Source organism: Parapusillimonas sp. JC17 (assembly GCF_052180245.1).
Lineage (GTDB): Bacteria > Pseudomonadota > Gammaproteobacteria > Burkholderiales > Burkholderiaceae_B > Parapusillimonas.
The window spans coordinates 880,509-894,927 of the sequence record NZ_CP197474.1 but is presented as its reverse complement, the minus strand read 5'-3'; the positions used below and the strand labels follow the sequence as shown (position 1 = coordinate 894,927).

Below are 14,419 nucleotides of genomic sequence, written 5' to 3'. Positions count from 1 at the left end.
CCTGCTGAATAGCTGGCTGCGGGGATGAAGGTCGACATTCTAGCATAAACGCGCTACACCGCGCTGCCCATTCCTTCTATGCCTTATCCGCTACGGCCTTCTTCGCCCCCAGCCGCACACCCGACCGGTCAGCAACATTATTCAAATGACCGCGCATCGCCAGGCCGGCTTTCTGGGGCGACCCCGTGGCCAAGGCTTCGATTACCTGCATGTGCTCATGTATCGGCTCATTCACCCGGGCGGGGTTGGCGAATGCCACTTGCCGGCTGCCTTCCACGACGTCTTCAATGCCCGCCAGAATGTCCAGCAGCAGCGGGCTGCCCGCCAGTTCGAATAGACAGGCATGAAAAGCATGGTCGCCTTCGGCCATGGAAACCAGGTCGCCGACGTCGGCGGCAGCCTGCATATGCCTGACGGTTTCTCGCAATCTTTCCAGCCCCGATTCGGTAATGACGCTTGCGGCGAGCATGGCGGCGAGCTCTTCCAATTGTGCCCGCACCAGATAGACATCGCGCAAGGCGTAACGCCCGTGGAAAGGCCAGCGGCCGTAGGCGCTGCCCAGGCCGGCTTCGCCCGGCTCGGCAATGAATACGCCGCGCCCGGCCTCGCTGCGCAGCAGTCCCAGGCCCTCCAGCATGGTGATCGCCTCGCGCAGCGATGCCCGGCTGACGCCCATTTCTTCTGCAAGCTGGCGCTGTCCGGGAAGTTTTCCCATAGCGGCCCATTCCTTGCTTCGTATGCGCGCCTGCAGTTGCTGGGCAATGTTCTTGACGACGGTGACGGGCGATTTCGACATGGTAATGGGCACCAATATGTTGACAGCTTAAGCAAGCCTGTGCATTATGGCATCAACTGGTCATACCAGTCAGGCCAGAATACCAGATGTCCAATAAGATCTTCCAAGGAGGGGGCAGTCTGTGTTGCCAGATATTATCCAGCGCTTCGCCCAGATCGCGGACCATCAGGCGATCTTGACTCGCTATCCCTTCCCGGACAGGCGCCAGGCCTGGCTCGATCGCCTGCAACTGAATATTCCCGAACTGCAATGCCTGGATGCGCTCTCCGAAGCCGGCGGGGCTCAGTATCAAGCCCCGGCTGTGGATGTCCGCCCGAAAGGAATCGCGCCGCAAGGCGATGCCCAAGGCATCGCCGCCATCGCCGAGGCGGCCAGGCGCGAGCCCGGCGGCATACAGACCCCCGCACAACTGGCCCTGCGGTCCGCCCAAGCGCATTCCAACCTGCACGCTTTCATTGAACTGGCCGGCGAAACGCAAATCGCCGAACAGGCCCAGGCCGCCCGGGAGCGCTTCCAGGATGGCCTTCAGGTGCCTTTGCTTGCCGTCCCCGTCGCGGTAAAGGACTTGATGTCGGTGCGCGGGTTCCATCTTACCGGCGGCTCGGGCGGCCCAACCACCGGGGCAGAGGCCACCGACGCGGTCGCCGTCCAGCGCCTGCGGTCGGCGGGCGCCATCATCGTGGGCACGACAAATCTCCATGAACTTGCCTACGGTATTACCAGTGTCAACCCGCATTTTTCCGCAGTGGTGAATCCGCGCAGCGCGGACCATATTCCCGGGGGATCCAGCGGGGGCTCCGCAGCGGCCGTCGCGGCGGGTATCGTGCGGGCCGCGGTCGGCACGGACACCGCGGGCTCCATCCGGATTCCCGCTGCATGCTGCGGCGTGGTGGGCTTCAAGCCCACTTACGACGCCATTTCCCGCCAGGGCGCCATGGATCTCGGCCCTACGCTCGATCACCTCGGTCCCATCACGCAATCGGTCGATGACTCCGCCCTGCTGTTTTCCGTCATGGCCGGCCTCCCGGCTCAGGTGCCCGAGCGCCTTGCGGATCTCCAGGGCGTGCGCGTGGGCATACCGCGCCGCTATTTCTTCGAACCCTTGGCCGCGGACGTAAGCCGCGCCATGGATGCAGCCATCGCACGGCTGAAGGCCGATGGCGCCGAACTCGTGCATATCGATATTCCCGGCGTACAGGACGCGTCCGCCCTGCAGTTCGCCACGCTGTGCAGCGAAGCCACGGCCATCCACTGGGAACGGCTGCTGGCACGGCCGGACTCGCTGGGCGAAGACGTCCGGGTGCGGCTGGAAATCGGTCAGCTGTTTCCCGCCATCTGGTATACGCGTGCCCAAGGCGCCCGCAAGTCGCTGGCACAGAATTTCCAGTCGGCCATGCAGGGTATCGATATTCTGCTCACCCCCACTTTGCGCACCACCGCACCGCCCAACGGCGCCAAATCCTTGCAGGTGGGCGACACCCGGATGCCTTTGCATGCGGCGGTCACCAGCCTGACGCTACCCTTCAATCTCACGGGCATGCCCGCCATCAGCCTGCCTTGCGGCACCGGCGACAACGGCCTGCCCGTGGGCTTGCAACTGGCTGCGCTGCATAACCACGACTGGCGGCTGCTCGCCGTGGCTGCACGCGCCGAATTACTGCTGAAAGACTCATATCAATAAAAGCGGCACCTTTCGACAACAGGAGGAGTTCCCATGAGACAGCTTCGTTTTTCGATGGCGGCGGTTGCCGCGACACTGGCTGGAATGCTCTCGACGGCGCAGGCCGCCGAACCCATCGTCATCGGCGTAAGCATCGCCCAGTCGCCACCGGGCTCCGTCGTGCAGGGTACGCAGGTCAAGGATGGCGCCGAACTGATCGTGAAAATGGTCAACGACAAAGGCGGCGTCCTGGGCCGGCCGTTGAAGGTGGTGTATGAAGACAATCAGGGCATCCCCGAAAAAGGCCGGGCGGCGGCCGAGAAACTGATTTCCCGCGACAAGGTGGTGGCCATCACCGGCGGCCACCAAAGCTCCGTGTGCCTGGCGGAAATCGAAGTCGCCCATCGCTACAAGATTCCTTACGTCAATACCAACTGCTGGTCGGACGACGTGCGCACCAAAGGCTATCCCGAGGTCTTCAACCCCGGCAACTACAACACGCGTGTTTCTTCCGCCATGGCCGAAACCATTGCCGCCATGAAGGTGAAAGACGTCGTCGTGTTCGCCGAGAACACCGACTACGGCATCGGCCAGGCCAAGATTCTCGGCCAGTTCATGGAAAAGGTGGCTCCGCAGACCAAGTACAAATACATTGCGCTGGACCGCGCTGGCAAGGATTTCACGCCCGCCGTGCTGCCGCTGCGTGCCAGTCCGCCCGAAATGGTCGTCAACATCATGCTGCCGCCCGCTGCCTACATCCTCATGAACCAGTTGTACGAGCAGGGTATCGCGCCCAGCGCCAAAACCTGGTTCTACGATGGCGCCGGCATCGCCGACTATCCCGACTTCTGGCAAAACGTGAAGGAGGCGGGCAAATACATGCTGGCGTTCGGCCTGTACCATCCCAAGATGCCCATGCCCGAAATCGGCCAGACCATCGCCAAGACCTATCAGGAACAAGCCAAGCATGAGCCGAACCGGCTCATCTTCCAGGGCGCGGACTCCGTGCTGCAAATCGTGCGGGCCATCGAAATGGCCAAGTCGACCGACAGCCAGGCCATCATCAAGGCCCTCCAGGATATGGAGTACGAAGGCGTGCGGGGCAAATTCCGCTTCTCTCAAGAGCCCGGCTACACCTATCAGCAATGGGTCGACATTCCCTATGTCACTTACCAACTGACTGAAGTCGATCAGCCCTTGAGCAAGACCACGCTCATCCAGGCCACCGGCCAACAGCTGCAAACCGACCTGCTGGTCAAGCCTTCCAAGTAACGCAGTCCATCCATGTTCCGATCGTAGTCTTTGCCGGGGCGGCAGTCCGCCCCGGTTTTCCGGAGACTCCCTGTGCTGGCGCTCGATCTTTTCGTCAACGGTCTGATCATCGGCTTGTACTACGCCTTGATGGCGGTAGGACTGGCCATGATTTTCGGCATCCTGAAAGTCGTGAACTTCGCCCATGGCGAGTTCTATATGGTGGGCGCCTATACCTATACGCTCATCGCTCTGGGCCTGGGCGTGTCGCCTTGGCTCGCCCTGCCGGTCGCCGCGCTGGCCGGTGCCGCCATCGGCTGGCTCACGGAACGCTGGCTGATGCGGCCGCTGTATAGCGGCTATGGCTCATGGGGCCTGATGAAGGACGAATACGCCGTGGTCGTCACCTTCGGCCTGTCGCTGCTGCTGATCAATCTTTTCGACAAAGTCATCGGCCCCTACCCGATGCGCGGCCCCGCGCTGTCCGACGTCACCCGCATGAGCCTCGGGCCTTTCATGATGAGCGGCCAGAAGCTGATCACCGCGGCCATGGCCATTGCGCTGATCGTTGCCCTGGCTTTGTTCATCAAGCGCTCCATCTGGGGCCGCCAGATCCAGGCCGTGGCGCAGAACCGCCTGGGTGCATCCATTGCCGGCATCAATACGGCACGCGCCAGCAGCATCGTGTTCATGGCTTCAGGCGTACTGGCCGCCATCGCAGGCGCCCTGCTCGCACCGGTCATCAACCCGTCGCCCGACGTCGGCGTATTTCCGGCGGTCAAGTCCTACGTCATCGTCGTCATCGGCGGCATGGGATCCATACCCGGAAGCATACTTGCCGCGCTGCTGCTGGGCGTGATGGAAAGCTTCGCCGCAGTGTATTTGTCCTACGACTACCGCGACACCTACGGACTGGTGCTGCTCATATTGATTCTGCTGTTCCGTCCGCAAGGCTTGTTCGGTGAACGCGCGCGCGAGGTCTGAAGCCCCGCCAACGACAACAGGCCGCAAGCTGCCTTTCTTTCAACGTTAACGGGTCCCAAGCCATGCCGTCTCCTAGACATCCCAATCTGCATTCCAGCAAGCTGCGCAGCGAACTGCTGCTCAGCCTGCTCGTGCTGGCGGTGCTGGCCGCGCTGCCGCTCGTCGTGCATTCAACCTACTGGCTGGGCGTGCTCATCGTCAGCATGTACTTCGCAATGATGGCCTGCGGCTGGAACCTGCTGGCCGGCTACACGGGCCAGTTCTCGCTGGCGCCGGCGGCATTCGCCATGCTGGGCGGCTACGCCACCGGCCTGTTCGCCCACCATCTGAACGCACCGCTATGGGTCGGCTTGCCCATGGCCATCGTGATTCCGGGGCTGGTCGGCCTGGTGCTCGGGCGCATCGTGCTGCGCCTGTCGGGCGCCTATCTTGCACTCACCACCTTGTCCTTCGCGGAAATCCTGCGCTTGGTCATCTACAACTCCATCGACTTCACGCGTGGCGACCAAGGGCTGAACGTGCCCAGCTTGACCGACGACCGGCTGGCCTATTACTACATTTTCCTGGGCGCGCTGGTACTGGCGGTGGCTATCGTCTACTACGTGTTGCGCCTGCCGGCGGGCCGCTTCCTGCAAGCCATACGAGACGACGAAATCGGTGCGGCCAGCAGGGGCATCGACGTTGTGCGCTACAAGACCCTGGCCTTCCTGATCAGCTGCGCCATTTGCGGGTTCGCGGGCGGCCTGTACGGCACATTCGCCCGGCTGGTCAGTCCGGAGCTGGGTCTGATTGCGCAAACCGGCCTGGTCATCGCCATGGTGGTCATCGGCGGCATGGGCACGCTTGTGGGGCCGCTCATCGGTGCCATGCTCGTCTACACCGCCTCCGAGATTCTGCGCGATGTGGGCGGCATACAAATGATCGTCTTCTCCCTGCTCGTGATCATCTTCGCGCGCTTTTTCCGGGAAGGCCTGTGGGGCCTGCTGCGCCGCTTCCTGGGCCGCCATACCGCAACGCAAAGGAAAACAGTCTGATGGCACTGATGCAGATTCAAGGCATAGAAAAGCGGTTCGGCGGCCTGCGCGCCGTGGATGGCGCAAGCATGGACGTCCATCAAGGCGAGCTGCTTGGGCTGATCGGACCCAATGGTTCCGGCAAGACCACTTTACTGAACGTTCTCTCGGGCCATCTGCCGGCGGATGCCGGCTCGGTGACACTGGATGGTAAAAACGTGCTGGGGCTCAACCCTACCCAACTGACACGCCTGGGCGTGCTGCGCATGTTCCAGATGACACGGGTCTTCAATCGCATGAGTGCGTTCGACAACCTCATGGTGTGCGGTCTCGCCCTGGGCCTGAACGAATCCGACGCCCAGGAACGCGCCGAGCGGCTGCTGGAAGAACTGAAGCTCACACATGTGATGTACCTGGATGCGGGCCAGCTTTCGGGCGGGCAGCGCAAACTGCTGGAATTCGGCGCCTGCTTCATGGTCCCGCCCCGCATCGCCCTGCTCGACGAACCTTTTGCCGCTGTCCACCCCATCATGAAGGAAACCATGTCGGAGTTCATCCGCCGGCGCAATGCTGCCGGCCAGACCTTCGTCCTGGTCAGCCACGACATGCCGGTGGTTGTCGACCTGTGTCCCAGATCCGTCTGCATGAATGCCGGCAAAGTGCTGGCGGAAGGCAAGACACACGACGTCCTGCAATCGCCGGCCGTCATCGAGGCCTATCTGGGTGAAGAAACCGAGGAGCAAAGCCATGTCTGACGCGGCGCTTGAACTGGATGGCGTCACGTCGGGCTACATGGGCGACATCGACGTGCTGCGCAATGTCTCGCTGACCATCCGGCAGGGGCATATCAGCGGCCTCATCGGCCTGAACGGTGCCGGCAAGTCCACGCTGTTCAAGACCATCTACGGCTTCCTGAAACCAAAGTCCGGCACCATCCGCCTGCAAGGGCAGGACATCTCCGGGCGCGAACCCCACACCTTGATCGATGACGGGCTTTGGTACATACCGCAGGAATCCAGCCTCTTTCCCTATCTCACGGTGGAAGAAAACCTGCTCCTTCCACTGCAGGGCCGCCGCGCGCGGTACGGCGACAGCATGGCCGGCCGCCTGGAAGACACGCTGCAGAAATTTCCCGTGCTGCGCGAAAAGCTCCGATCGCAGGCGGGCGACCTGTCGGGCGGCCAGCAAAAATCACTGGAATTCGCCAAGGCCTACATGGTCCAGCCCCGGGTCTGCCTGATCGATGAACCCAGCATCGGGCTTGCGCCGAAAGTGGCGATGGAAGTGTTCCAATGGATCAGGGCATTTGCCGCTACCGGCATGGGCATCCTGCTGGTCGATCACAACGTGCGGCGGGTCGTGGCGATGTCCGACCACATCTATGTGCTCAGCCTCGGGGAAATCACCGCATCCGGCGCCCCGGAAGACTTCCAAGGCGATCTTCACGCCCAGGTCAAGGAATGGCTGGGGATTACGTTTTAGGGATGGGGTCAGACCCCGTACGGGGTCTGACCCCGCAAATCCGTTCTAGGGAATGGCCGGTCGTGGGGTCAGACCCCTGTGGGGTCTGACCCCGGCAAATCCGAGAAAGGGCCAGACCCCGCGGGGTCTGACCCTAGGCCTGGGCTTCGGCGCCTCGCCAGACGCAGGGCTGGCCTGCCGCTTTGTCGAGGTCGGCCAGGTATGCTTCGTGCAGCTGTAATTCTTCCGCGCTGGCCTCGACCACCTTGAGCACGGATGCGTCGAAGCGCTCGATGCGCATGCCCAGGCCGCCGCCGCTGGTTTCTTCGTTGAAATCCATCAACAAGGTGTCCTGGCCGCGCGTCATGGCCAGCCAGACATCGGCCAGCAGTTCAGAGTCCAGCAATGCGCCGTGCAGCGTGCGATGCGCGTTGGAAATGCCGTAGCGCTCGCAGAGGGCGTCCAGGCTGTTGCGCTTGCCGGGATGCAATTCGCGCGCGTGCAGCAGGGAATCGGTGATCTTACCGCACAGGGATTCGAAAACCGGCAGGCCACAGCGGGCAAGTTCCGCGTTCAGGAACTTGACGTCGAATGCGGCGTTGTGAATGATGACTTCGGCATCTTTCACATAGTCGACCAGTTGATGCGCCACTTCTTCGAAGCGCGGATGAGCCGACAGGAACTCGGTCGTCAGGCCGTGCACGGCCAGCGCCTCGGGGTCGCTGTCGCGGTCCGGGTTCAAATACAAATGGAGATGGCGCCCGGTCAGGCTGCGATTATCCATCTCGACACAAGCGAGTTCGACGATACGGTGGCCCTGGACGGGATCCAGGCCGGTGGTTTCCGTATCAAGCACTATTTGACGCATATAAATCCTGTTTCATTCATTGCCCGCGGCCCGGACCGGCGATTCGCCGGCCTCAGGCCTCGCGGGTTTCCAGCGATGGCGCCACGTCGCCCGCCAGGGCCTGCGATGCCTTGGGCTTCACGGCCCCGGCGATGAGGGTGTAGGCCACCGGCACGACGAACAGCGTGAGCACCGTGCCCAGGCTCAGCCCGCCGACCAGCACCCAGCCGATCTGCTGGCGCGACTCGGCGCCGGCGCCCGTGGCGTAGGCCAACGGCAGGACACCCAGCACCATGGCGCCCGTGGTCATCAGTATAGGCCGCAAGCGTAACACGCTGGCCTCGGTGACCGCCTCGAGCTTGCCCATGCCGTCGGCGCGCAGCTGCGTGGCGAATTCGACGATCAGGATGCCGTGCTTGGTGATCAGGCCCACCAGGGTGATCAGGCCGATCTGGCTGTAGATGGACAGCGTGCCGCCCGTCAGCCATAGCGCCAGCAGCGCGCCCGTCATGGAAAGCGGCACCGAGAACATGATGATGAGCGGATTGCGCCAGCTTTCGAACTGTGCGGCCAGCACCAGGTAGATGAAGGCCAGCGCCATCATGAACACCAGATAGATGCCGCCGGACGAGTCGCGGAATTCCCGCGACTGCCCATCGAGGTCCAGCTGCACCGTGGGCGGGAAAACGTCGCGCGCCACGGTGTTCATATGCTCCAGCACTTCGCCCAGGGCGTAGCCCGGCGCGATGGAAGCCTGCACCTTGACCGCGCGCAGGCGATTGAAGTGATTGAGCGACTGGGGCGAAACCGTTTCGGCCACGCTCAGGAAGTTGGACATCTGCACCATGCTGCCGTCGGCGGTCCGGACGTAGATGTCGGAGATATCGGTCGGGTCTGCCCGATCGGCCTTCTTGACCTGCACGATGACGTCGTATTGTTCACCGCTATCTCGAAAGCGCGTGACCTGGCGCCCGCCCAGCATGGACTCGAGCGTGCGCCCGACCTCGCCGACATCCACGCCCACGTCGGCCAGCTTGTCGCGTTGCACATCGACCCGCAGCTCGGGCGTATTGAGCCGCAAGTCGGTATCGATATTCTGCAGGCCCGGATAATCGCGCAGCTTGGCAATGAACTCGCCCACCATCTTGTCCATTTCGGGATACGAGACCTGGCTCATGACGACGAAATCGACAGGCTTGGAAGTGGCGCGCTGCCCCAGCGACGGCGGATTCGTGGGAAAGGCGCGTACGCCGGGCAGCTTCGCGAACTCGGGTTGAAGCTCGCGGGCGATCTCCTGCTGCGAACGCTCGCGCTCGTTCCAGTGCTTCAAGCGCAAGATGGCCATGGAATCCACCACCGTCGGGAAACCGATGATGGATTGATTGCCGGACGCTTCCGGCACTGCGCTGTACAGGTCTTCGATCTTCCTGATGCTGTTCAGCGAGTAATCGATGGTGGAGCCTTCCGGCCCGCTGACCACGCCGAACACCACGCCGCGGTCTTCGATTGGAGCGAGCTCGCTTTTGACGGTCTTGAACAGCACCACGCTGCCCAATGCCACCGCCAGCCCAAGCAGCAGGACGATCACCCGATGCCGGAGCGCGCGGGCCAGGCCGCGGCGATAGGCGTTGGTCATCCCTTCCAGGATATTTTCCACGAAGGTGTACAAGGCGCCATGGCCGGACTGATGCCGCAGCAGCGTGGAGCACATCATGGGCGTCAGCGTCAGTGCCACGAATCCGGATACCAGCACGGCGCCGGCGAGTGTCAGCGCAAATTCGATGAAGAGCCGGCCCGTGCGCCCTGTGGCAAAGGCCAGCGGCGCATACACGGTCACGAGCGTCAGCGTCATGGCGATGACCGCAAAGCCGATTTCCTTGGCGCCCAGGAATGCGGCCTCGAGCCGCGTCTTGCCTTCTTCGATGTGTCGGAAAATGTTCTCGAGCACGACGATGGCGTCGTCGACGACGAGGCCGATGGCCAGCACCATGGCCAACAGCGTGAGCGTATTGATGGAAAAGCCGAAGGCATACATGATGCCGAAGGCGCCGATCAGCGACACCGGAATCGTGACGATGGGAATGATGCTGGCCCTGACGCTGCGCAGGAAGAAGAAGATGACCAGCACCACCAGGATGATGGCCTCGGCGACGGTATGGTAGACCGAATTGATGGACTCCTGGATGAAGATCGACGAATCGTAGGAAACATTGAGCTTCATGCCGCCGGGCAGGTTTTCATTGATGAGTTCGATCTCGTTACGCACCGCCTTGGACAGATCGAGCGGGTTGGCCGTCGACTGCTTGGTCACGCCGATGGTCAAGCTGAGCTGCCCGTTGAAGCGCGCCATGACGCGGTCATCCAGGGGCCCGATCTGGACGTCCGCCACATCGCTCATGCGGACCGGATAGCTCTTCACCGTGGCGATCACCACGTTGCGGAATTGCTCGACCGTCTGCAAGTCGGTGGACGCCACCACCGAGAACTCGCGCTGCCGGGACTCGATGCGGCCCGCCGGTATCAGCACGTTCTGCTGACGCAGCGCCGACTCGACGTCTTGCACCGTCAGTCCGTAGGCCGCCAGCTTGGCACGATCGATATAGATGCGCATGGACGGCAGTTGCTCGCCGAATACGCGTATTTCCGCAGCGCCCGGCAAGACCGACAGCCGCGTCTTGACGTAGCGGTTGATGTAGTCGGATGCCTCCATCTGCGAATAGTTGCCGGTGGTCACGCCGATGTAGACGATAGGAGTGGAATCCGCTTCGACCTTGCTGATGATGGGCTCGTCGATTTCGTCCGGCAGAAAGCGGCGCGCGCGCGAAACCTTGTCACGGACATCCGCCGCGGCGGCGTCGGGATCCCGCGCCAGATCGAACTTCACGTTGATGAGACTGCGCTCCGAACGGCTACGGGACGTCATCACGTCCACGCCTTCCATGCCTGCCAGCTGATCCTCCAGGGGCTTGGTCACCTGGGATTCGACCACCTCCGGCGACGCCCCCTTATATACGGTGACCACCGACACCACGGGTTCGTCGATGGCGGGGTATTCCCGTACCGTAAGACGGTCGTAGGAAATCAGGCCGATCAGCACGATGATCAAGGACAGGACGGTCGCGAAAACCGGTCGCTTGATGCAGATTTCAGACAAAACCATGGGAGGCTCCCGGTATCAGGAAGAAGCGGGCTGGCTGGACGGCGGCAGGACTTCGACCGGATCGCCATCACGGACCTTCTGCAGCCCCGAGACGACCACTTGGTCGCCGGCCCGCAGTCCGTCCTGGATTTCCACGGTGCCGCCGCGGCGCTGTCCCACTTTGACGACTACGCGCTTGGCCTTGCCGTCTTCGATACGATAAACATACTGCTCTTCGCCCGCCGGCACCAGCGCTGTTTCAGGCACCACGGTGACGAGCTCGTCGGAAAACTGCAGCCGTACCCGGGCGAACATCCCGGGCCGCAGCTTGTCGTCGGCGTTGGGCACATCGGCACGCAGGAGAATCGACCTGCCCCCCACCTCGACCAGCGGGCTGATGGCGCCGACCACCCCTTCGCGGGCCTGGCCCGGCAGCGCATCGAAGCTGAGCGCCAGCTTGCTGCCTTCCTTGACTTGGCCAAGGTACTGCTCGGGTATGCGGAAGTCCACCTTTAGAGGATCGATGGACTCGATGGGCACGAGCTCGGCGCCGGGACTGACGTAGTCGCCCACCGATACATTGCGCAGGCCGATGAGTCCATCGAAGGGAGCGAGAATGACGGTCTTGTCCAGATTGGCCTGCGCCAGCGCTGCCGCCGCCTGCTGGACCTTGAGCTGGCTGGCGGACTCGTCGCGCGCCTGCTTGCTGATGAAGCCTTGCTTGCCCAGCTCTATCGCCCGCCGATACTGGCTGTTCGCCAGGCTGAGGTTGGCCTGCGCCTGTTGCAACTGCGCCTTGGTCACGCTGTCGTCCAGCCGGATCAGCACTTGTCCCTTCTTTACTTTGCCGCCTTCGGAGAAATTGATTTCCGTGATCCGCCCAGTGATCTCGGGGCGCAGCACGACGGAATCCTCTGAGCGCAGGGTACCGACGGCCGAGACGCCGCGCGGCATGGATACTTGTTGCACGGCCCTGGCTTCCACCGTGACTTTCTCCGGCGCGTCGGCGCTTGCCAAGGTCGCCGCCGGTTTGGCCGCGCCCTTGGCTTCGCGCTCGGCCCACCACTTGGAGCCCCAGGCGCCAAGCCCCACGCCAAGCGCCAGCACCAATATCAAACCTAATGTGGATTGTTTCATCGAAGTAACGACTTGGACTTATGGATTACGGACAAGTCTGCGACTGTAGCATCGCAATAAGTTTTATTGCATATTTTTATTGACAAATGTTTTACGCACGGTTTCAACGCCCAGGTTCGCGAGTTCGTCCGCGCGCTCGTTGCCAGGGTCGCCGGCATGCCCCCGCACCCATTGCCACCGCACATCGTGCTGTTGCACCAGCGCGTCAAGCGCCTGCCATAGCTCGGCATTCTTGACCGGCTTGCGTTCGGCAGTGCGCCAGCCGCGCCGTTTCCAGTTGGCCAGCCATTCGCTCATGCCTTTCTGGACATATTGCGAATCCGTATGCACCACGACCTGGCAAGGCCGCTTCAAGGCCTGCAAGGCCATGATGACGGCCATCAGTTCCATGCGGTTGTTCGTGGTGTCGGGCTCACCGCCGTAAAGAGACTTTTCGTGCTTGCCCTGGCGCAGCAGCGCGCCCCAACCGCCCAGGCCCGGGTTGCCTTTGCAAGCGCCATCCGTCCAGATGTCGACCTGACTTGAACTTGTTGCCATATACCGCTTGAATATCGAGTTAAGAGACTGAGTCGTGCCGGCGTTCCGACATATGCGTGCTGGTCACCACCGCCTGCCGCGCCACGCGCTTGCGCGCCTTCTTCCATTTAGTGCCCACCAGGCGCATGCCGGCCACCCGCTTGACCGCCGAGACCACGTAGACGGCCCCGCATACCGGCCACCAGCGATCCCCCGCCTGGTCCATGAACTTCCAGCGCTCCAGCCAGATCTCGCTCGTGCAAGGCGGCGCATAGCAGCCGAACCGGCCGCGGTCCAGGTCCAGGGACAGCAATTTGAACCAGTCCTTCAGGCGCGGCAGCGAAACCTGGGCATGCGCCGGAATGGGCAGCAGCGGATCCAACCCGGGAATGCGGTCGCTGGCACCCCAGAGGCTCCAGGGATTGAACCCGGAAATCACCACGCGCCCTTCGGGTACCAGCACGCGTTCGGCCTCGCGCAATACCTGATGGGGATCGGCCGAGCATTCCAGCACATGCGGCAGTACCAGCAGATCGATGCTCTGGGAGTCGAAAGGAAGATTCTCGGGTTCCGCGACGAGCACGGCGCCCTTGTGCGCGGCGGCATCGGCCACGGCACTGGAGCGCCCCTTGTAAGGAATGCGATTCGCCTGGAGCAAGTCCCAATGCGGCAAGCCGATTTGTATGGCATGATAGCCGAATACGTTGCTTACCATCGCATCTATGTGTTTTTGTTCCCAGCGCTGCACATATTGGCCCGGCGGCGTGCCCAGCCAATCGGCAAGCTCTAGAATAAGAGGTTGGTCCACCGACACGTCAACTCCTCATGGTAACTGCTCGACTCATTCCCGTACCCGCCTTCACAGACAACTACATCTGGATGGTGCACAAGAACGGCCACGCCATCGTTGTGGACCCGGGGCAGTCCGCGCCGGTCGAAAAAGCGCTGAAAGACCAGGACCTCGTACTCGACGCTATTTTACTGACCCATCATCATGGCGACCACGTGGGCGGCGTGCTGGCCCTCCAGCGCCAGACCAACGCTCGCATCTATGGGCCCGCAACAGAAACCCTGCCCGCCTGCGACCAAGCACTCAGGCAAGGCGATACGGTACAATTGCCCACCGTCGGCCTCGAGCTTTCCGTACTCGACGTACCCGGACACACCGCCGGGCATATCGCGTACTTCGGCAAACTTGATACGGGTAAACCCGTGCTTTTTTGCGGCGACACGCTTTTTGCCGCAGGTTGCGGGCGTCTGTTTGAAGGCACACCTGCCCAAATGGCGGAATCTCTGGGTAAACTTAGCGCTTTGCCCGCGGCCACGCTGGTGTGCTGTGCACACGAATATACACTGGCAAACCTGCGCTGGGCGCTCGAGGTCGAACCGGACAACGGCAATTTGCGGCAACGATGGGAAGATGCAACGAAGCTGCGCTCGAAGGGCGAGCCCACCTTGCCCTCCACGGTCGGAGCCGAACTGGAAACCAACCCGTTCCTGCGCACCGGCCAGGCAGCCGTAGCGAAGGCCGCCGCAAGGTTTGCGGGGCAGGCCTTGCGAGATCCGGTCGATGTCTTTGCCAGCCTGCGCGAATGGAAGAACAACTTTAAATGAT

At 62.3% G+C, this 14,419-nt stretch carries 13 protein-coding genes; 7 read left to right on the top strand and 6 right to left on the bottom strand.

The features are described from left to right. Positions 1-76 precede the first annotated feature (76 nt). Positions 77-796 carry a FadR/GntR family transcriptional regulator gene (locus ACSBPU_RS04280; protein WP_442595897.1) on the bottom strand — a complete coding sequence of 240 codons (720 nt, stop codon included), beginning with the start codon at positions 794-796 and terminating at the stop codon, positions 77-79. 121 nt (positions 797-917) lie between these two features. On the opposite strand from ACSBPU_RS04280, the gene ACSBPU_RS04275 reads away from it, so the two are divergent. From ACSBPU_RS04275 to ACSBPU_RS04250, 6 genes are all read left to right on the top strand, one after another. Then, a complete protein-coding gene (locus ACSBPU_RS04275) occupies positions 918-2,477 on the top strand; it encodes an amidase (RefSeq protein ID WP_442595895.1) in 1,560 nt (519 codons plus the stop codon). Positions 2,478-2,510: 33 nt separating this feature from the next. Further along, positions 2,511-3,728: an ABC transporter substrate-binding protein gene (locus ACSBPU_RS04270; RefSeq protein ID WP_442595893.1), complete on the top strand. Its 1,218-nt coding sequence runs from the start codon at positions 2,511-2,513 to the stop codon at positions 3,726-3,728. Positions 3,729-3,800: 72 nt separating this feature from the next. Continuing rightward, on the top strand, positions 3,801-4,691 hold the full coding sequence (locus ACSBPU_RS04265) for a branched-chain amino acid ABC transporter permease (RefSeq protein WP_180065667.1): 891 nt from the start codon (positions 3,801-3,803) through the stop codon (positions 4,689-4,691). A gap of 62 nt (positions 4,692-4,753) precedes the next feature. Beyond that, positions 4,754-5,725, top strand: a complete 972-nt coding sequence (locus tag ACSBPU_RS04260; protein ID WP_442595891.1) for a branched-chain amino acid ABC transporter permease — start codon at positions 4,754-4,756, stop codon at positions 5,723-5,725. Continuing rightward, positions 5,725-6,459, top strand: a complete 735-nt coding sequence (locus ACSBPU_RS04255) for an ABC transporter ATP-binding protein (RefSeq protein WP_442595889.1) — start codon at positions 5,725-5,727, stop codon at positions 6,457-6,459. Before ACSBPU_RS04260 ends, ACSBPU_RS04255 begins: the two co-directional genes overlap by 1 nt. After that, positions 6,452-7,186 (top strand): ABC transporter ATP-binding protein, encoded by a 735-nt coding sequence (locus tag ACSBPU_RS04250; RefSeq protein ID WP_442595887.1) that lies wholly within the window; start codon positions 6,452-6,454, stop codon positions 7,184-7,186. The genes ACSBPU_RS04255 and ACSBPU_RS04250 overlap by 8 nt, the downstream gene beginning before the upstream one ends. 133 nt (positions 7,187-7,319) lie before the next feature. On the opposite strand, the gene dnaQ is transcribed toward ACSBPU_RS04250, so the two are convergent. The 5 genes from dnaQ to ACSBPU_RS04225 form a co-directional block, all read right to left on the bottom strand. Continuing rightward, on the bottom strand, positions 7,320-8,033 hold the full coding sequence (gene dnaQ / locus ACSBPU_RS04245) for a DNA polymerase III subunit epsilon (protein ID WP_442595885.1): 714 nt from the start codon (positions 8,031-8,033) through the stop codon (positions 7,320-7,322). A gap of 52 nt (positions 8,034-8,085) precedes the next feature. Then, entirely contained in the window at positions 8,086-11,172 is a 3,087-nt protein-coding gene (locus ACSBPU_RS04240) for an efflux RND transporter permease subunit (protein WP_442595883.1), read from the bottom strand. A gap of 15 nt (positions 11,173-11,187) precedes the next feature. Beyond that, entirely contained in the window at positions 11,188-12,288 is a 1,101-nt protein-coding gene (locus tag ACSBPU_RS04235) for an efflux RND transporter periplasmic adaptor subunit (RefSeq protein ID WP_442595881.1), read from the bottom strand. Positions 12,289-12,351: 63 nt separating this feature from the next. Beyond that, positions 12,352-12,825 (bottom strand): ribonuclease HI, encoded by a 474-nt coding sequence (rnhA, locus tag ACSBPU_RS04230; RefSeq protein ID WP_442595879.1) that lies wholly within the window; start codon positions 12,823-12,825, stop codon positions 12,352-12,354. A 19-nt stretch (positions 12,826-12,844) separates the two neighbouring features. Continuing rightward, complete coding sequence (locus ACSBPU_RS04225) at positions 12,845-13,612, bottom strand: class I SAM-dependent methyltransferase (protein WP_442595877.1); 768 nt, start codon at positions 13,610-13,612, stop codon at positions 12,845-12,847. 17 nt (positions 13,613-13,629) lie between these two features. Between ACSBPU_RS04225 and gloB the strand changes: the two genes are divergently transcribed. Next, positions 13,630-14,418, top strand: coding sequence for a hydroxyacylglutathione hydrolase (gloB, locus tag ACSBPU_RS04220; protein ID WP_442595875.1), 789 nt, complete (start codon positions 13,630-13,632; stop codon positions 14,416-14,418). Position 14,419 lies beyond the last annotated feature (1 nt).